18 protein-coding genes are annotated in these 17595 nt (G+C 63.0%); 10 read left to right on the top strand and 8 right to left on the bottom strand.

The features are described from left to right. Window positions 1-17: 17 nt before the first annotated feature. On the top strand, window positions 18-791 hold the full coding sequence (locus ACIPZ8_RS01730) for an AraC family transcriptional regulator (RefSeq protein WP_400719287.1): 774 nt from the start codon (window positions 18-20) through the stop codon (window positions 789-791). On the opposite strand, the gene ACIPZ8_RS01725 is transcribed toward ACIPZ8_RS01730, so the two are convergent. Further along, window positions 784-1677 carry a LysR family transcriptional regulator gene (locus tag ACIPZ8_RS01725; RefSeq protein WP_400719286.1) on the bottom strand — a complete coding sequence of 298 codons (894 nt, stop codon included), beginning with the start codon at window positions 1675-1677 and terminating at the stop codon, window positions 784-786. The genes ACIPZ8_RS01730 and ACIPZ8_RS01725 overlap by 8 nt on opposite strands. 115 nt (window positions 1678-1792) lie before the next feature. Between ACIPZ8_RS01725 and ACIPZ8_RS01720 the strand changes: the two genes are divergently transcribed. Both ACIPZ8_RS01720 and ACIPZ8_RS01715 read left to right on the top strand, forming a co-directional pair. After that, window positions 1793-2782, top strand: a complete 990-nt coding sequence (locus ACIPZ8_RS01720; RefSeq protein ID WP_400719285.1) for a zinc-dependent alcohol dehydrogenase family protein — start codon at window positions 1793-1795, stop codon at window positions 2780-2782. Window positions 2783-3075: 293 nt separating this feature from the next. After that, window positions 3076-3261: a hypothetical protein gene (locus tag ACIPZ8_RS01715; protein ID WP_400719284.1), complete on the top strand. Its 186-nt coding sequence runs from the start codon at window positions 3076-3078 to the stop codon at window positions 3259-3261. 96 nt (window positions 3262-3357) lie between these two features. Here the strand turns inward: ACIPZ8_RS01715 and ACIPZ8_RS01710 are convergent, their stop codons facing one another. Then, the gene (locus ACIPZ8_RS01710; protein WP_400719283.1) at window positions 3358-4512 is read right to left on the bottom strand and encodes an MFS transporter; all 1155 of its coding nucleotides are present in this window, start codon (window positions 4510-4512) and stop codon (window positions 3358-3360) included. Window positions 4513-4794: 282 nt separating this feature from the next. Here ACIPZ8_RS01710 and ACIPZ8_RS01705 point away from each other — a divergent pair, with 282 nt between their 5' ends. Next, window positions 4795-6012 carry an amidohydrolase family protein gene (locus tag ACIPZ8_RS01705; RefSeq protein WP_400719282.1) on the top strand — a complete coding sequence of 406 codons (1218 nt, stop codon included), beginning with the start codon at window positions 4795-4797 and terminating at the stop codon, window positions 6010-6012. Between the two features lie 76 nt (window positions 6013-6088). On the opposite strand, the gene ACIPZ8_RS01700 is transcribed toward ACIPZ8_RS01705, so the two are convergent. Continuing rightward, window positions 6089-6967: a LysR substrate-binding domain-containing protein gene (locus tag ACIPZ8_RS01700; RefSeq protein WP_400719281.1), complete on the bottom strand. Its 879-nt coding sequence runs from the start codon at window positions 6965-6967 to the stop codon at window positions 6089-6091. A 181-nt stretch (window positions 6968-7148) separates the two neighbouring features. On the opposite strand from ACIPZ8_RS01700, the gene ACIPZ8_RS01695 reads away from it, so the two are divergent. Beyond that, entirely contained in the window at window positions 7149-7403 is a 255-nt protein-coding gene (locus ACIPZ8_RS01695) for a hypothetical protein (protein ID WP_400719280.1), read from the top strand. A gap of 38 nt (window positions 7404-7441) precedes the next feature. Here ACIPZ8_RS01695 and ACIPZ8_RS01690 read toward each other — a convergent pair whose 3' ends face one another. After that, window positions 7442-7951, bottom strand: coding sequence for a hypothetical protein (locus ACIPZ8_RS01690; protein WP_400719279.1), 510 nt, complete (start codon window positions 7949-7951; stop codon window positions 7442-7444). Between the two features lie 81 nt (window positions 7952-8032). Here ACIPZ8_RS01690 and ACIPZ8_RS01685 point away from each other — a divergent pair, with 81 nt between their 5' ends. After that, window positions 8033-8653, top strand: a complete 621-nt coding sequence (locus ACIPZ8_RS01685; RefSeq protein ID WP_400719278.1) for a Rid family hydrolase — start codon at window positions 8033-8035, stop codon at window positions 8651-8653. A gap of 74 nt (window positions 8654-8727) precedes the next feature. Here the strand turns inward: ACIPZ8_RS01685 and ACIPZ8_RS01680 are convergent, their stop codons facing one another. From ACIPZ8_RS01680 to tauA, 3 genes are read right to left on the bottom strand one after another with little or no spacing between them, the layout of a single operon-like run. Beyond that, the gene (locus ACIPZ8_RS01680) at window positions 8728-9597 is read right to left on the bottom strand and encodes an ABC transporter permease subunit (RefSeq protein WP_400719277.1); all 870 of its coding nucleotides are present in this window, start codon (window positions 9595-9597) and stop codon (window positions 8728-8730) included. Continuing rightward, window positions 9594-10433 (bottom strand): taurine ABC transporter ATP-binding protein, encoded by an 840-nt coding sequence (locus tag ACIPZ8_RS01675; protein ID WP_400719276.1) that lies wholly within the window; start codon window positions 10431-10433, stop codon window positions 9594-9596. Before ACIPZ8_RS01675 ends, ACIPZ8_RS01680 begins: the two co-directional genes overlap by 4 nt. Window positions 10434-10487: 54 nt before the next feature. Beyond that, complete coding sequence (tauA, locus tag ACIPZ8_RS01670; RefSeq protein WP_400719275.1) at window positions 10488-11492, bottom strand: taurine ABC transporter substrate-binding protein; 1005 nt, start codon at window positions 11490-11492, stop codon at window positions 10488-10490. 184 nt (window positions 11493-11676) lie between these two features. Here tauA and ACIPZ8_RS01665 point away from each other — a divergent pair, with 184 nt between their 5' ends. From ACIPZ8_RS01665 to ACIPZ8_RS01650, 4 genes are all read left to right on the top strand, one after another. Next, window positions 11677-13173 carry a PLP-dependent aminotransferase family protein gene (locus ACIPZ8_RS01665; protein WP_400719274.1) on the top strand — a complete coding sequence of 499 codons (1497 nt, stop codon included), beginning with the start codon at window positions 11677-11679 and terminating at the stop codon, window positions 13171-13173. 73 nt (window positions 13174-13246) lie between these two features. Continuing rightward, window positions 13247-13984, top strand: a complete 738-nt coding sequence (locus ACIPZ8_RS01660) for a sulfite exporter TauE/SafE family protein (protein ID WP_400719273.1) — start codon at window positions 13247-13249, stop codon at window positions 13982-13984. A 24-nt stretch (window positions 13985-14008) separates the two neighbouring features. Next, the gene (locus ACIPZ8_RS01655) at window positions 14009-14767 is read left to right on the top strand and encodes an SDR family oxidoreductase (RefSeq protein WP_400719272.1); all 759 of its coding nucleotides are present in this window, start codon (window positions 14009-14011) and stop codon (window positions 14765-14767) included. A 35-nt stretch (window positions 14768-14802) separates the two neighbouring features. Continuing rightward, entirely contained in the window at window positions 14803-16173 is a 1371-nt protein-coding gene (locus ACIPZ8_RS01650; RefSeq protein WP_400719271.1) for an aspartate aminotransferase family protein, read from the top strand. Between the two features lie 57 nt (window positions 16174-16230). Here ACIPZ8_RS01650 and ACIPZ8_RS01645 read toward each other — a convergent pair whose 3' ends face one another. After that, window positions 16231-17553: a spinster family MFS transporter gene (locus ACIPZ8_RS01645; protein ID WP_400719270.1), complete on the bottom strand. Its 1323-nt coding sequence runs from the start codon at window positions 17551-17553 to the stop codon at window positions 16231-16233. Window positions 17554-17595 lie beyond the last annotated feature (42 nt).

The raw sequence follows: 17595 nt of genomic DNA, 5'->3' as shown, positions 1-17595 counted from the left end.
GACTGGACGAGAGCATCATGGTCAAACCCCAGCACGAACTGCTGATGGAGGTCGATGAATGGCCCTGGGCGGTGGGCAGCCGGGCAACCGACTACCCGCCAGACTGGTACATCGCCCCTCACTCGCATGCCAAGCACCAGCTGATCTACGCCATCAAGGGCCTGATGCTGGTCGAGTCCGAGGCCGAGCGCTGGACCGTACCACCCAGCCGCGGCATCTGGATGCCCTGCGGGCAGGTGCATGCCATCCGCTGCGTCGGTGACGTGAAGATGCGCAGCGTGTTCGTGCGCCCCGATGCGGCGTTCGGACTGCCGCTGGCAAGCAAGGCCATCAGCATCTCGCCGCTGCTCAGTGAGCTGATCAAGGCCTCGGTCGACTTTGCCGGGCCGTTGGTCGAGGACTCGCGAGAGGCGCGGATCATGCGCCTGATCCTCGACGAGATCTGCGTGCTGCCGACCCTGCCGCTGAAACTGCTGCATCCCAGCGACAAACGCCTGCGGGCCATCTGCTCGGCCTTGCACGAGCGGCCACACGACACCTCGACAGTGGCCGACTGGGGCGCACACATGGGCATCGACGAGAAGACCATCCAGCGCCTGTTCCGCAAGGAAACCGGCATGACCTTCGGCCAGTGGCGCCAGCAGGCGCGGCTGATGCAGGCACTGGAGCGCATCGCCCTGGGCGAGCGCATCATCGATGTGGCGGGCACGCTGGGCTATGACAGCCCCAGCGCCTTCACCAGCATGTTCAAGCGCCAGTTCGGCATCACGCCGAGCCAGTTCTTCAAGTGATCGGAGCACCGAACGCTGCGCGTGCAAAGTCCAGAAAACTGCGCAGTTTGGGGGTCAGGCGGCGATCGTACGCATAGAGCACATGCATCGGTGAAGCTGGCGCGTGATACAACGGCAGTACCCTGACCAAGGTGCCATCGCGCAAGGCATCCTGCACCAGCTCCAGCGGCTGCAACATCACCCCCAGGCCTGCCACGGCCGCCGCCAGCAATGGGTCGCCCTGATTGATGGTCAATCTGCTTGTAATCGGCACCTCGAAACACCCACCCGGCCCCTCGAAAGCCCAGCTGGAGCGGCCGTCGGCATAACCGAAGTTCAGGCATTCGTGCTGCGCCAGGTCCAGCGGATGGTGGATTGCCGGGCGCCTGGCCAGGTAGGCAGGTGCGGCACACAGCACCGATTGATAGGGCGCCAGCGGTATGGCCTTGAGCCCGCTGTCGGCCAGTTCGCCTACACGAAATACCGCGTCGTACCCCTCATTGACCAGATCGACCAGGTCGTTGGACAGCACCAGCTCTACCGATACTTGCGGATAGCGCACCATGTATTCCAGCAGACGCGGCGACAGCACGCGCATGCCGAAGGTGACCGGGGCGTTGATGCGCAGCCGGCCGCTGGGCGTGCCACGGGTGACCGCAGCCAGGTTCTCGGCGGCCTCGACGTCGTTGAGGATGAGCTTGGCGCGCGCATAGTAGGCGCGACCGAAGTCGGTCAGGCTCTGGCGTCGGGTGGTGCGGTTGAGCAGCGACAGGCCCAGGTGCTGTTCGAGCAGCTTGACCTGTTTGCCGACCAGTTGCGGCGACAGGCGCAGGTCATCGGCGGCGGCGCTGAACGAGCCCAGCTCCACCGCCTTGACGAACGTAGCCATCTGCGTGAGGCGGTCCATTACAAACATCCTGTTTCCAGTGTTGCGCCATCCTAGGCCTTTTTCAGCCCGCCCCCAATGCCTAGATTGGTGCCTGTCACGGGGCACGCCAGCCCCAACCAGCCTAGAGGTCAACATGTCTCGGATTGTCAGATTCCACGAATACGGCGACGTCAGCGTCCTGCAACTTGAAAACCTGGAAGTGCCCGCGCCAGCGGCGGACGAAGTACAGATCGCGGTCAAGGTCATCGGCCTGAACCGCGCGGAAGTGATGTTCCGCAGCAACCACTACCTGCAGCAGGCCGAGTTCCCCAGCCGCCTGGGCTATGAAGCAGCAGGCGACGTGCTGGCCGTGGGCAGCGAAGTCAGCGGTTTCGCAGCAGGCGATGCGGTCAGCCTGATCCCGCCACTGGACATCGCCCGCTGGGGCACCTACGGCGAGGTCATCAACGTGCCCGCCTACCTTACCGTCAAGCACCCGGCCAACCTGTCCTACGAGCAGGCGGCCGCGTCGTGGATGCAATACGTGACGGCCTGGGGGGCGCTGATCGATCAGGCCAGGCTGACCCAGGGTGATTTCGTGCTGGTGACTGCCGCGTCCAGCAGTGTCGGCCTGGCCGCCTTCCAGATCGCCCGCAAGGTCGGGGCCACGGCCATCGCCATCACCCGCAGCCGCGCCAAGGCACAGGCACTGCTGGACGCTGGCGCGGCCCATGTGATCGTCAGCGACGACGAAGACATCGTCACGCGGGTCATGGCCCTGACCGACGGCCTGGGCGCCCGCGTGGTCTTCGACCCGGTAGGCGGGCCTGTGTTCGAGGCGCTGACCGCCAGCATGGCACGCGGGGGCATCCTGCTGGAGTACGGTGCGCTGAGCAGTGAGCCGACGCCCTTCCCGCTGTTCACCGTGCTGGGCAAGAGCCTGACCCTCAAGGGCTACCTGTATGCCGAGATCGTCAGCGACCCGGCAGCGCTGGCGCGGGCCAAGGCGTTCATTGTCGATGGCCTGGCCAGCGGCGAGTTGCAGCCCATCATTGCCCGTACGTTCCCGCTGGACGAGATCCAGGCGGCGCATCGCTACCTGGAAGCCAACCAGCAGGTCGGCAAGGTGGTGGTGACGGTCTGACAATTGCTACATAACGTTGCAGCCACGGGTGAACCCTCTGTGGCTGCACTGTACCTGCGTGTGAACACGGCAATGCCGCGCAACCCCTGCAAATCCGGGCATACCACGGGTATTTGACGTACATGAGTTGAAACAGATAGCAGGCGAAATTGTAGGAAGTTTCTTTTAGCCCCTGTAGGCCGAATCGCGGTAGCGGCACTTTCCTGTATGAAACCTCAGTTTCCGCAGGATTTTATGACTGCTACGGTCCATTTTTCCTACAACGGCACGGACGCCAATGGCACGAGAGAAACATGGATCAATACAATAAATCTGGCCTGGCCTTGCAGAAGAATTTGCTCAACCTGCGCCGAGAGCGGGATCGCTTGAAAGCCGAGGGCAAGCACCAGGAAGCTGAACGGCTGGGGCGGGAAATTTCGCGGATCGAAGCAGTGGTGGCTGCATTGCCTGAGGCGGCCAAACCCCCGACGCTGCAGTAACAAAGCAATCGCCCCGTCAGCGCGGGGCGTTGTTGCGAGCGCGTCAGCTCAGGCGCAGCGCTTGAGACTGAATGACCATTACCGGCGCGCAGTCATTCAGGCGGCTGCCTTGCTGCGTATTGCCCGGCTCCCCGCCCCCAGGCAGGTCACGGCAAAAGCAATCACCAGCGCCCCCGTGCCCAGCAGGAAGATCAACTGCGGGTTGGAGCCCTCCACCAGCAGGGCAATCAGCGCCGGGGTCACCGCCGCCGCGCCCATCAAGGTAATGCTGACCAGCGGCGTGAGCTTGCCGGTCGGGTCGTTGGTGGTAATCAGCGCCATGTAGTACGACAGCGACAGTACCCAGCCAAAGTTGATCAGCAGCAGCGCAACGAACAACTGCATCGGCGTGCGGGTGTGGCCGGTGAGCATGGCGATGGAGATGAACACCGCCACCAGCCCCACCGCAATCATCAGCTGGCGGTTGACCCGCGCGCCCAACAGGCTCGGCAGCCCAGCCCCCGGCAAGCCACCGATGGCCGACAGGCCGAACGCCCAGCCGATATCCACACCGTCGATGCCCTGGTCACGCGCCAGCTGATCGATGAAGCCCCACACGCAGTAGATGGCAATCTGCATGAACAGCATGCCCAGCAATGCCGTGCGCCCCGTGCGCGCCGAACCACCCTGGGCGAGCGAGCTTTCGCCGCTTGCCAGCGAGACTGCCGGGCGACGCGGCAACACCAGGCTGGCGCCGCAGATCAGCAGGTACCACAGGCCGAACGCGCACAAGGCGGTTACCGTCCCACTCTGCGCGGCGAGCAACGGCAAGGCTGCGGAAAACAGTGAATATTCAGGCGTCTGCAGCAACAGCATCAGCCCGAACGAGCGGTCCTGGTTGGGCAGACGGCCCAGCGACGACACCGCATAGGCATACACCAGCCCGGCGCAGGTGCCGGCCGCCAGGCGCACGATCAGCAACACCATGTTGGTGCTGGCGAAGGCGGTGGTGACGCTCAGGGCCACGCACAGCGCGCCGACCGACAGGCACAGGCTGCGCCCACCGTGGCGCTTCATCAGGATCGGGCACAGCAAGGTGCCCAGGGTCATGCCGACCATCTCGACCGACACCACCCAGCCCTGCTGGTCGAGCGACAGGCTCAGTTGCTCGCTGACCAACCCCATGAAAATGGGTTGCACGCCACAGACGATGAATGAAGTACAGGCAATGAAAATCAAGGCGGCACGCAGCAGCTTGGAATCATTGTTCATGGGAGGACTCCGACACGGCATTTGTTTTTATTGTGGGTATTGAGCAGCCCTGAAAGCGCCGTATCAGGCGGCCGGGCCGGTCACGCGGTCAATCCTGGGCCGAGTTTGAAGGCTTTGAAAGTTAATTATCGGAATCGACTTCAGTGGACTTTTTAATGCAGGTCAACAGCCCTTGCCTGCATCAAGAAATGCACTGCGGTCGATCCTGATAATTAATTTGTGGGGGGCATGGATCATCCCTACCGTATGACGCTACCCAAGCCTCGGAAAAAAGGCCCCATCATGAACGACCGTGAGTTCATCAATGCCATCGACGCCGATGGCCAACCTCTGAATATCGCCGTGCGCGACGGCCGCATCAGCCACATCGGCCCTCAGCGCGCCAGCACCGCCGCCGGTGAGACCATCGACCTCGAAGGGCTGCTGGTGCTGCCCGGCTTCGTCGATGGCCATATCCACCTGGACAAGAGCTTCGTCGGCGACCGCTGGCGCCCGCACCAGCCCGTCGCCAGCCTGCGCGAGCGCCTGGCCGTGGAGAAACGCGAGCTCGCCAGCGCCCCGCCGATCGTCGAGCGCGCCGACGCGCTGATGCGCCAGGCCGCCTCGTTCGGCACCCTGGCCATGCGCTGCCATGTCGACGTCGACGCCAGCACCGGCCTGACCAACCTGCGCGCCATCCTCGAAGCCCGCGACAAATGGAAAGACCTGATCGACATCGAGTTGGTGGCGTTCCCGCAAGCCGGTGTAGTGACCTGCCCCGGCACTGCCGAAGTGATGGAAGCCGCCGTGCACGAAGGCGTGCAGGTGGTCGGCGGCATCGACCCGACCACCTTGGACGGCGACGCCGAAGCCCAGCTTGATATCGTTTTCGGCATTGCCGACCGGCATGGCGTGAAGGTCGATATCCACCTGCACGAACCGGGCGACATCTGCATCGCCCAGCTCGAACGCATCGCCACCCGTACCCAGGCGTTGGGTATGCAAGGTCTGGTAGCGGTCAGCCACGCCTATGGCCTGGGTGATGTCAGCGACGCCGTGGTTGACCGCACTGCCGAAGTGCTGGCTACTGCTGGCGTGTCGATCATGACCAACGCCCCCGGCGAACATGCCTTCCCGCCCGTGCTGCGCCTGCGCGCGGGTGGCGTGCGGGTGTTCACCGGCAACGACAATATCCAGGACGCCTGGTGGCCCTACGGCAACGGCGACATGCTGCAACGGGCGATGCTGGTCAGCTACCGTTCCGGGTTCAATACCGACGAGGAACTGAAGGTCGCGCTGGAGATGGCGACCGTGGCCAGCGCCGGGGTGATGGGCAAGCAGGATTACGGGCTGAAGGTGGGCAACGAAGCCAGCTTCATCCTGTTCAAGGCGCCGAATGCGGCGGCAGCCGTGGCTGCAGCCATCCATGAACGGGTGATCGTACGCCACGGCGCGTTCTGGGGCGGGCCTGCGCAGTTGCAGTTGAAGGCTGCGCAGTTCGCCACCGAACTGCGTCGCTGATCGTCTCGTTGACGCGGCCCCTTTGTAGGAGCGCCCTTTCGCGACACAAGGCCGCTCCTACAACCAGGCATGATCTCTATTCAGCCTCTGCCCGCAGAATGCCGATCAGTATCTCGGCCAGTTCCTTGACCATCGGATCCGCCGTAGGCCGATGGAAGATCGCCGCCTCGAACACCCGGATCGGCTTGAACCCCTCCTCCGCCCCCAGCACCCGATGCCCAGCCGTCACCACCCGCGACGGCAACAGGCTGACGCCCAATCCATTGGCCACCGCCGCCTGGATACCCGCCAGGCTCGAACTGGTAAAGCCGATGCGCCAACTGCGGCCCATGGCCTCGACCGCGCTGATCATGTCATCGCGGTACAGGCCCCGCGGCGGAAAGGTCACCAGCGGGATCGGGTCCTGGGCGAAGCTCGGATACTGCGCGCTGTCGATCCACTCGATGCGCTCCGGCTGGCAAGCATTGGCCTCGCGGCTGTGGCGCCGCTGCTTGACCAGCACCAGGTCCAGCTCACCGCGGTCGTAGGTACTCATCAGGTCACGGCTCAGGCCGCCGGTGATTTCCAGCTTGACTGTCGGGTTGAGCCGGTTGAAGGCTGCCAGGGCCTGCATCGTCTTGCCTGCGACAAAATCGTCCGGCAGGCCGATGCGCACGGTGACCGAAACCCCGCCCGACATCGCTTCGCTAAGCTGGTTGCTCACTGATAGCAGATGCCGTGCGTAGCGCAGCAGGGTTTCCCCGGCATCGGTCGGGTGCACCTCGCGGTTGCTGCGGTCGAGCAGCTGGTGGCCAACCATTTCCTCCAGCCGGCGCACCTTCTGGCTGACCGTGGACTGGGTGGAATGCAGGCGCGCGGCGGCGGTGGTGAAGCTGCCACAGTCGGCCACCATGACCACGGCGCGGAGCATGTCCAGGTCGTAGATGGCGCGGTTGGGTTTGGTGCTGTCGGTCATAGGAGGGGTTCGGCTTTCGAATGGGGCTGGGAACAAGACTCAACGCTGAGCAACCGCCCATGTCGCAAACGCTTGCCTGACAGCGGTGACACGGCGCGCCATTGAATCGTCTCGATGAGTCATATTGATGCATTCACACCTCAGGCTAATACTAAGGTCATTGCCTGGGGAGGCGCGAATCATGCAGACAAGATTTGTTATCGTTCCAGCTGTACCCATCGAAAAAGAATCCTTTCAATCAGGGTCCCGCTTCTACGCCGCAACCATTTCAGGTGGTTTCGACATTTATGACAATCAAGAAAAACTGCGCTTGAAGCCGAGCTACTCGACCCGATCGCTGGCGGAAGCGGCGCGCGTGAAGCTGAACGATGAATGCCGAAATCCAGACGAGCTTTTCCCCTTCTTGCGAGTGGAATGCCCGGTCATGGAGCCGTGAAAGCAATCAGCCCGCTTCGGCGGGCTTTCGAATAGTGCTTACTGGATGCGCTTGAGTTTCTCGAGCATGGCGGCGCTGCCTTTGAGGTAACCGGTGACCTCGCCATCTTCCCGCTTGAACTTGATGCCCATCACTTTGTTATCCAACGTTACCAGTTCAACAGACGCCCGGATGACTTCATGCGGATGAGTCACCTGCGCGGGGGCCTTGCCCTTCTGGACGGATACTTCGCTGATTGTCTGCTCGAAGACATTACGTTCAGCGTCATACGACCAGGACGACTGTTGCACGATTTTTTGCATCGAGTCTTTTTCGTTAAGGATCAGGAAGTCGGTGGCTGAACCGTCCGCCTTGAGCAGCAACAGTGCCAGCGCCTGGGAGGTGCCGTCATCGGCGTTGGAGTACCAGACGCCGTACAGGGCACTTTTCAGGTATCTGGGCGTTGTGATGGCCGTTTCGCTAGGCGGCTTTGCGGTGCCCGTGGTGGAGCAAGCAGAGAGCACCAGCGGGGCCAGCATTGCGATTGCTACGGTGAGGTACTTTCTCATTTCATTCCTGGTGGCTTTTCAGCATGCGAAAAACGGTTTGCTAGAGGTGTCAGGAAACCAGATTTTTCGCCTAGTTGCAGCTTGCTCACGACGTGCGAGCCGATCAGCGGTGGTTTCGCAGACCAGGTTCGCCAGACCTTCGCCAATCTGTCCGCGATCCTCGAAGCCGCTGGCTCCAGCCTTTCGCACATCGTCAAAGTGAACGCCTACCTGACTGATCCCGATCAGCTCGGGCCATTCAACGAGGTGTACCGGGAAATTCTCGGCCATGCCCCACCCGCTCGCACAACCGTCTGCGTACAGCTTTGGGGAGTGAGCCTGGAAATCGCGCTAAAGCCGGGAGACGCCTTGGTGATCGACATGGCTGGCGATCATGCCCACGCCTGCGCAGGGGCCGTGACGCAATTGGCGGCCCGTAGCGCAGGGGCCGTCGGCATCATTGTCGATGGTGTGGTCACTGATCTCAACGAGCTACAGGCGTGCCAGCTGAACGTACCCGTGCACTGTGCCGGGGTGGAGGTTCAGCCTGGCGATATCGTCCTGGCCGACGATAACGGCGTGCTGATCCTACCGGCAACAGAGCTGACCTCGGTGATCGACAAGGCGCTGCAGTCGGACCTTGCCGAACCCGAACTGATGGCACGCTTGCGCAACGGCGAGCCGTTGCAGGATGTCATCACCACACGCATTGACAACAGCTAGCGCAGCCCTGCTGCATGTGGGTGACTGCAGGCCGAGTTCACCCACATGCCATCAAATTTCAGATATCGGCCTTGTTAAACCCGTCCTTTCCAAGGCACCAATCGGTGCTCCAGCCAGCGCATGCCCATGTCGAACAGCAACGCCATCAAGCCAATCACCAGAATGCCCATGATCACCACCTCCGTGACCATGAACTTGGATGCGCTGAGCACCATGAAGCCCAGCCCTGCCGTGGCCGCAACCATTTCAGCGGCCACCAGGGTCGTCCAACCGAATCCAATGGCGATGCGCATGCCGGTGAGCATCTCCGGCAACGCTGCTGGCATGATCACATGCCGCAACACCTGGCCCCGGCTGGCTCCCATCGAGTACGCGGCATGGATCTGCTCGATGGCCACCGAGCGAACCCCTGCTCTTGCGCTTAGCGCCAAAGGTGCGAACATCGCCAGGTAAATCAGCAACACCTTCGAACCTTCGCCAATGCCCATCCAGATCACTACCAGTGGCAGATAGGCCAGCGGCGGCAGCGGCCGATAGAATTCCACCAACGGGTCGAAGATGCCCCGTGCCACCCGGTTCACCCCCATCAGGATGCCCAGCGGGATTGCCGTTACCACCGCCAGCGCGAAGGCGCTGAACACCCTGAGCGCGCTCCAGCCGATATGGGTCGCCAGCGACGCGTCGGCAAAGCCATCCTGAGACACTGCGACCAGCTGGTCCCATACTGCTTGGGGGCTCGGCAGGAACAACGGCTTGATCCAACCCAGGTTGGTGGCGGCAAACCACAGGGCAAAGAACGCTGCTACCGTCAGGCAACTGAGCGCCAGGCTCGACCCATTGCCCGGCGCGCCATACTGTTCGCCTGGCTTGGCCGACTGCCCACGCCGCAACGCTTGCAAGGTGCGCTGAACGGCCTTGTGCTGATTCATGTTGAACTGGCTCATGCCGCTTCCTCTTCACCGTGGATGATGCTCAGTACCTGCTCGCGCAGGGCAATGAATTCCGGCATGGACTTGACCTGGCGAGCATCACGGCACTCCAGGAAGCGTTGGCCGAAGTCCAACTTGAATTCGTGGGTGATCCGCCCGGGGCGTGGCGACATGATGATCAGGCGCGAACCCAGAAACAGCGCTTCCTCAACGTCATGTGTAATGAAGAACATCATCTTGCCGGTGCTCTGCCAGATATCCAGCAAAAGCTCCTGCAAGCGTTCGCGTGTCAGTGCATCCAGAGCGCCGAGCGGCTCGTCGAGCAACAGCATGTGCGGGTCGTTGGTCAGCGCCCGGGCGATGCCGACGCGTTGTTGCATGCCACCCGACAATTGATAGATGGCGTGATTGCGAAAATCCGCCAGGCCGGTCAGCTGGAGAAAGTGCATCGCCCTCTCCTCCCTTTCCCTCTGGCCAACGCCACGAAACTTCAGGCCCAGGGCGACGTTGTCGATCACGTTGAGCCAGGGCATCAGGGCGTGCTTCTGGAACACCACGCCACGCTCGGCGCCGGGCCCAGTGATCTGGTCGCGCAACTGGGCGCCTGGTTCGATCTGCTGAGGCACCTGGCCTTGAAACTCGCCCAACGTCAGGACGCCGCTGCTTGGCCGGATGAACCCCGCCATCAGGTTCAACAAGGTGGTCTTGCCGCAACCGGAAGCCCCCAGGGCCATGACGAAATCGCCGCGTTCAATGGTCAGGTTGACGCCGGACAATGCCGTTACCGGTTGGCCGCCTTGCTGGCTCGGGTAGACCACGGACACATCATGAATTTTCAGGTTATGGCTCATCACGATTCCCCTTCAGAAGTGAAGGCTGCCGCTGCGTGCCGGCAGCCTCGACCATCACTTCGCCGCGTCGACGAAGCTTGCATTGATGGCAACGCTGTAGTCGGGCAGCACTGCCGGGACCTTCTTCTGTTCCTTGAGAAATTCGGCGGTAGCCGCCAGGGCCTTGGCAGCACCGCCGTCCTTGCCACCGCCGAGCCAGGTGGGGCTGGCCTGGTCGGCGGCTAGCGGAAATTCATAGAGCGCGAGCACCGACGGCACTTCTTCGGGCTTGCCGCCGGAAATGCGTGCGACATTGGCAACCTTCGGCGAGGCTGCATTCCAGGTCTCAGGGGCTTTCACGTAATCGGCCGTGCTGCTTTGCAGCACCTTGGTGAACGCGGCCATGCCGTCGGCGTGTTTGGCGGCAAAGTTCTTGTCTGCCACCAGTGCCTCGAAGGTCGCCTTGCCCCAGCTGCTGAGGGTGCCGGAACTGATCAATACCTTGCCGCTCTGCTTGAGCTTGCCCAGCGCGGGGTCCCAGATGAACGCAGCGTCGATGTCGCCGCGCTCCCAGGCGGAGGGAATGTCCGAAGGTTGCAGGTTGATGACCTTGACCTTGCCGACCAGGCCGAACTGCTCCAGGGCGAACAGCGTATGGAAGTGGGTGGTGGAGACAAAGGGAACCGCCACCGTCTTGCCGGCCAGGTCCTGCGGTGCATTGATACCGCTGCCGTTGCGAACCACCAACGCTTCGGCATTGGCGATGTTGTCGAGCACCCAGAATACCTCGATGCCGACGCCACGGCTGACTGCCGAGGCAATCGGGCTGCTGCCAGCCACGCCGATCTGCACGTCACCGGATGCCATCGCCATCATCACATCACCACCGCTGTCGAAATTGCGCCACTGGATATCCCAGCCGGTGGCCTTCTCGAACGCTTGCTCGGCAATCGCGTTCTTCCATGGGGCATACATGCTCTGTATGCCGATGGTGACGGTTTCCGCATGGGCGGCGGCAGACAGCCCGAATGACAAGACCACGGCAGGCGCCAACAACAAACGGTGCAGGTTCTTCAGCATGGCGGTTTCTCCAGAAAGGTGCAGTGAGGTGCCATGCGATCTTAGTGCCGGCCCGAAGCTTGCTTTAGATCCAGACAGCGGGAAGCGTGGAGCCAGTTCCGCCGAGGCCGCGCGGGTGCGCAACGCCAAGGTTGCGGTGTTCGCCGCCGCTCCCCATCAGTGCAACGACCATGGACCCTGCCCTATGCTGGAACGCTATTTCCGCCCTTTCGTCAGTGGCCGAAGCCTGCAGGAGCAACTTCGGGAAAACCTGCTGCAGGCCATTCTCGATGGTGCCCTGCCACCCGGTGACGCACTGCCCTCCTCCCGTGCGCTGAGCAAGCTATTGAAGGTCTCGCGCAACACCGTGGTGCTGGTCTACGACCATCTGGTGCAGGACAGTTTCCTGATTCCGTCTGACCGCCGTGGCTATTTCATCAACGAAAAATTCCTCCGCCAGCAGCTCAATGTCAGCCTGTCCTCACGTCCCCATGCGCATGCCGAACGCCCGGAGCATGCACCGGCCTGGGCAACCCGGCTGCAACAGCAACCCTCCTCGCTCAAGGCCATCGTCAAACCACGCAACTGGCGTGACTACCGCTACCCCTTCATCTATGGCCAGGTCGAGCACGACGAACAGACCGCCGCCCGCTGGCGCGACTGCGGGCGGATCGCTGCCAGCGGCGCACACATGCGCAGTTGGGTCGACGACCAGGTGATGATGGATGACCCTCTGCTGGTGGAGCAGATCCTCCAGCGCGTATTGCCCCGACGTGGCATCAAGGCCAACGAAGGGGAAATTCTCATCACGGTCGGCACGCAAAGCTCCCTGTACATGCTCAGCTGCCTGCTGGGGCGGCCTGGGCAAGTGGTCGGGCTGGAGGACCCCGGTTATGTCGACGCCCGCAACATCCTGCGGCTGGCCGGCTGCACGCTTCGCCCGCTGCGTATCGACCGTCAGGGGCTGGTGGTGGACGAGCAGTTGCAAGGCTGCGAGATGATCTTCTGCACCCCCAGCCATCAGTCGCCCACCGGCGTGACGATGCCGGTGTATCGGCGCATGGCCCTGCTGGAGCAGGCGCGCCAGCGGGACCTGCTGGTCATTGAGGACGACTATGACAGCGAGCACAATCACCTCGGTGGCAATCACCCGGCCCTGAAGAGTTTCGATGACAGCGGTCGAGTCATCTATCTGGGCAGCCTGACCAAGGGCCTGCTGCCCGGAATTCGCCTTGGCTTCATCGTCGCCGCCCCCGAGTTGATTCACGAACTTCGTGCGCTACGCCGCTACCAGTACCGCCATCCGCCGGCCAACAACCAGCGCATGCTGGCACTGTTCCTGGCCTTGGGGCATTACGACGCGCACCTGGCCCGCCTGCGCGAGAGCCTGTCGCGCAAGTGGAAATGCATCAGTCGTGCGCTGGCCGAGCACCTGCCGGACTGCCAGACCAGCGGCCTGGCCGGTGGTTCGGCGCTGTGGGTCGAAGGGCCTGCCGATTTCAACGCCTGGCAACTGCAGCGGCTGGCGGCGAAGCGTGGTGTGCTGATCGAGCCGGGCGACATCCACTTCCTCGGCCCACACCCCCCAACGCGCTACTTCCGTCTCGGCTACGGCGCCATCAACGAGGCGCAGATCGAGCCGGGAATCGTCGCCCTGGGTGCGGCTTGGGAGGAAATGCGCCGCTTGCAACTGGCACCATGACCAGGGCGATCTGGCCCTAGGGGCGTTTCGGGCGCACGACTAGAGTGGCGGCAACCGCCCACTGGAGTCGCCCGTGATCGCTGAACAGCCCCTTGTCCTGACCAGCCTGTGCGTGTTCTTCGCCGCCATCGTGCGTGGGCTCACCGGCTTTGGTTTTGCCGCCGTGTCGGTGGTCGGTCTGATCCTGCTGATGCCGCTGGAGCGTGCGGTGCCGCTGATCCTCTGCCTGGAAATCGCCAGTAGCGCCCTGTTGCTGGGACGTGCCTGGCAAGAGGCTGACCTGCCGTTGCTGCGTTGCCTGCTGCTGGCCGCAATGCTCGGCGTTCCTTGTGGTCTGCTTCTGTTTGCAGGCAGCGACCCGCACTGGCTGACCTTCTGCGTTTATCTGCTGGTGGGTGGCTTGGCCCTCGTCGGCCTGGCGCGCATTCGCCTGCCCATAGGTCGAGACCCTCTCACACTCAGCCTGGTGGGTGGCATCAGTGGAGCACTCATCGCTGCCTTCTCCATCGGTGGGCCGTTGTTGGTGGCCTGCCTCAGCCAACTACGCTTGAGCCCCGGCGCCCTGCGGGCAACGTTGATCCTGTTTTTCTGCGCTGTCGACCTGGCCGCCCTGGTCGGTCTGGCAGTGCACGGTTCGTTGTCGCACGCCACCTTCGGCCAGGCGTTGTGGTTGCTGCCCGCCCTCACCCTCGGCCTGCTGCTCGGCCAACGCCTGTTCCGCATCATCACCCCGCATACCGCAGCCCTGGGCACCCAGTGGCTGCTGCTCATTCTCGCCAGCCTGGGCCTGCTCGGCTGGTGGCAACACTGACTCGTCGATCAAGGAGAACTACCGATGCAACCTACCGTCTTCATTACCGGCGCCACCTCAGGGTTCGGCGAAGCCTGCGCCCGGCGCTTCGCCGAGGCTGGCTGGTCGCTGATCATCACCGGCCGCCGCCAGGAACGCCTGCTGCACCTGGCCGACAAACTGTCGGCGCAAACCGACGTGCTGCCGCTGGTACTCGATGTGCGCGACCGCAGCGCCATGCAAGCCGCCATCGCCAGCTTGCCCGAGCGCTTCAGCCGCCTGCGCGGACTGGTCAACAACGCTGGCCTGGCGTTGGGCACCGATGCCGCCCAGGACTGCGACCTCGACCAGTGGGACACCATGGTCGACACCAACATCAAAGGCCTGCTCTACAGCACCCGCCTGCTGCTGCCACGCCTGATCGCCCACGGCGCAGGCGCCGGCATCGTCAACCTCGGCTCCATCGCAGGCAACTGGCCCTACCCCGGCAGCCACGTGTACGGCGCCAGCAAAGCCTTCGTCCGCCAGTTTTCACTGAACCTGCGCTGCGACCTGCAAGGCACCGGCGTACGCGTCACCAACCTGGAACCCGGCCTGTGCGAAAGCGAGTTCTCGCTAGTGCGTTTCGGCGGCGATCAGGCCCGATACGACAGCATCTATCAGGGCGCCAACGCCATCCAGCCAGCCGATATCGCTGAAACCATCCTGTGGATCCTCAACCAGCCCGCCCACCTCAACATCAACAGCCTGGAACTGATGCCAGTCACCCAGGCCTGGAACAACTTTGCCGTTCACCGGCAATGAGCCGCCCCAACCTACCCCACCAAGGAAGCCCGTCCATGACCGAATTCGCCTCCCTGCAGGAACTCGACCGCCAGCATGTCTGGCACCACCTCACCCAGCACCAGAACTTCGACACTGCTGCGCCACCGATGATGGTGCGTGGTGAAGGCCTGCACGTGTGGGATGCCCAAGGCCGCCGCTACCTCGATGCAACGTCCGGTGGCGTCTGGTGCGTGAATGTCGGCTATGGTCGGCAGGCCATCGCCGATGCGGTGCGCGATCAACTGGTCCAGCTCAACTACTTCGCCGGGACCGCCGGCACGCCAGTGGCAGCACGCTTCGCCGAGGCCCTGATTGCGAAAATGCCGGGTATGAGCCGCGTGTACTTCTCCAACTCCGGCTCCGAAGCCAACGAAAAAGCCTACAAGATGGTACGTCAGATAGCCCACCGCAAATATGGCGGGCAGAAGACCAAGATCCTCTACCGCGAGCGCGACTACCACGGCACCACCATCACCTGCCTCAGTTCCACCGGCCAGGAAGAGCGGCGCATGCAGTACGGCCCGTTCACGCCAGGCTTCGTCGAAGTGCCCCACTGCTGCGAGTACCGCGGTCAGTTTGGCGAGGTGGGCAATTACGGTGAACTGGCTGCCCAGGCCATTGAAACCGTGATCCTGCGCGAAGGCCCCGAGACCATCGGCGCCCTGGTGCTGGAGCCGATCACCGCAGGCGGCGGGGTAATCCCTCCCCCTGCCGGTTACTTCCAGGCAGTACAGGCACTGTGCCGCAAGTACGACATTCTGCTGCACATCGACGAAGTGGTCTGCGGCCTGGGCCGCACCGGTACCTGGTTTGCCTACCAGCACTACGGTATCCAGCCGGATATCGTGACCATGGCCAAAGGCGTCGCCTCGGGCTATGCCGCCATCTCCTGCACCGTCACCACCGAGGCGGTGTTCGAGCTGTTCCGGGGTGAAAGCGATGACCGCGCGGCCTACTTTCGCGATATCAGTACCTTCGGTGGCTGCACCGCAGGGCCGGCTGCGGCACTGGAGAACCTGCGCATCATCGAACAGGAAGGCCTGCTGGAGAACGCCGCACACATGGGCGAATACCTCATGGCCGGCCTATTGTGCTTGAAAGAAAAGCACTCGCTGATTGGCGATGTACGGGGCAAGGGCCTGTTCCTTGGCCTGGAACTGGTCGCCAATCGCGAGACCCGCGAGCCGGTCAACGAGAAAGTCGCCATGCAGGTTGCCGCGGCGTGCATGGCCCGGGGGCTGATCATCAGCCGCACCAACCGCTCGTTTGCCAGCTTCAACAACACCTTGTGCCTGAGCCCGGCATTGACCTTGGGTAAAGCCGAGGCAGATGAAATGCTTGCCACGCTGGATGCAGCGCTGGAGCACGTGGGCAAGAGCGTCTGAACCCAGAGCCACAAAAAAGCGCGCCTGATGGCGCGCTTCTCATTGCACGCAGCTTACCTACCCCGCCACCGCCTGCGTCATCTGAGCGTGGGAACTGCGGGCATAGCCACCCAGCGTGCGCATCAGCAACAAGGCGGCCAGTGCATAGGCCCCGGTGCTAGCCACCAGCGCCCAGCGCAGCGCATCGCCACCCAGGCCAGGGGTCAAGGCATCGCTGAGCATGCCGGTGACCAAAGGCCCGAGGCCGGCCCCCAGGGCCATGATGCCGAAGTTGAAGAAGGCGATCAGTGTGGCGCGCCGCCCCGGTGCAACCATCTGCGCCACGGCGGTGTAACTGGGCGCCATCCACCACATGCCGAACACCGACATACCGAAAATGAACGGTGTGGCTCTGGGCACCACAAGGCTACCAAGGGTCCAGGGGTCGGTTGCCGGAAACAGCACTGAAGCAATGGCCAACGGCATGGCGAGCAAGGCACCGATGATAGGGATGCCCAGCTGCCAACGCACGTCCAGACGGGCCAGGTGGGCGGTCAGCCAGCCGCTGGACAGCGAACCGATGATCGCGCCAGGCCCGGCCGCCAGCCCCATGATCGCGCCGGCATCCTTGATCGACAGGCCGTGGCTGCGCACCAGAAACGCCGAACTCCAGATACCAAAGGCGTAACCGGCGAACGCCAGCAAGGCACCGGCCACGACGATGCTCAGGTAGGGGCCATTACGGCAAGCGTCGAGGATCACCCGCAAAGCACTTTCACCCTGGCCTTCGTGCGCGGTGCCGCGCATGGCCTCCCAGTGGCCGCGCAGAGGTTCGCTACCGGTAAGGCGCAGCAGAAGCGCCGCCACCAATCCAGGTACCGCCATCCAGATGAAAGCCTCGCGCCAGCCATGGTAGTAAGTGATCCAGGCGCCAACGCTGAGCCCCAACAGCGTGCCAATCGGCGGCGCCAGCATGAACACGCTGATAGCCTTGGGACGCTGGGCCGGGCGGTAGAGGTCGGCAATCACCGACATCGAAGCCGCGCCACTGCCAGACTCGCCCACTGCCACGCCCAACCGGGCCAGCGCGAGGGTCCAGAAGCCCGTGGCCATGCCACACAGCAAGGTCATTAAACTCCACACCGCGCAGCACGCGCTGATCAGATTGCGCCGGTTGTTGCGATCGGCATAGCGCCCCATGCCAAGGGAAAACAGGCAGTAGATGACGGCAAAGGCCAGGCCGGTAAGCATCCCCATCTGCGTGTCGGTGGCATTGAACTCCTGTTTGATCGGCTCGATCACAACGCCCATGATCTGGCGGTCGATCAGGCTTACAGCGGATACCACGAACAACAGGAACAACGTGTAGTGTCGGCGCAACGGTCCGAGTGGCGTATTCATCGGTGCAATCTCGCAAATGATCGGGCTCAGGCGACGGGCGCC

This window comes from Pseudomonas sp. NPDC089422, from assembly GCF_044749405.1.
Classification (GTDB): Bacteria; Pseudomonadota; Gammaproteobacteria; order Pseudomonadales; family Pseudomonadaceae; genus Aquipseudomonas.
This window is presented reverse-complemented; position numbering and strand designations above follow the sequence as displayed.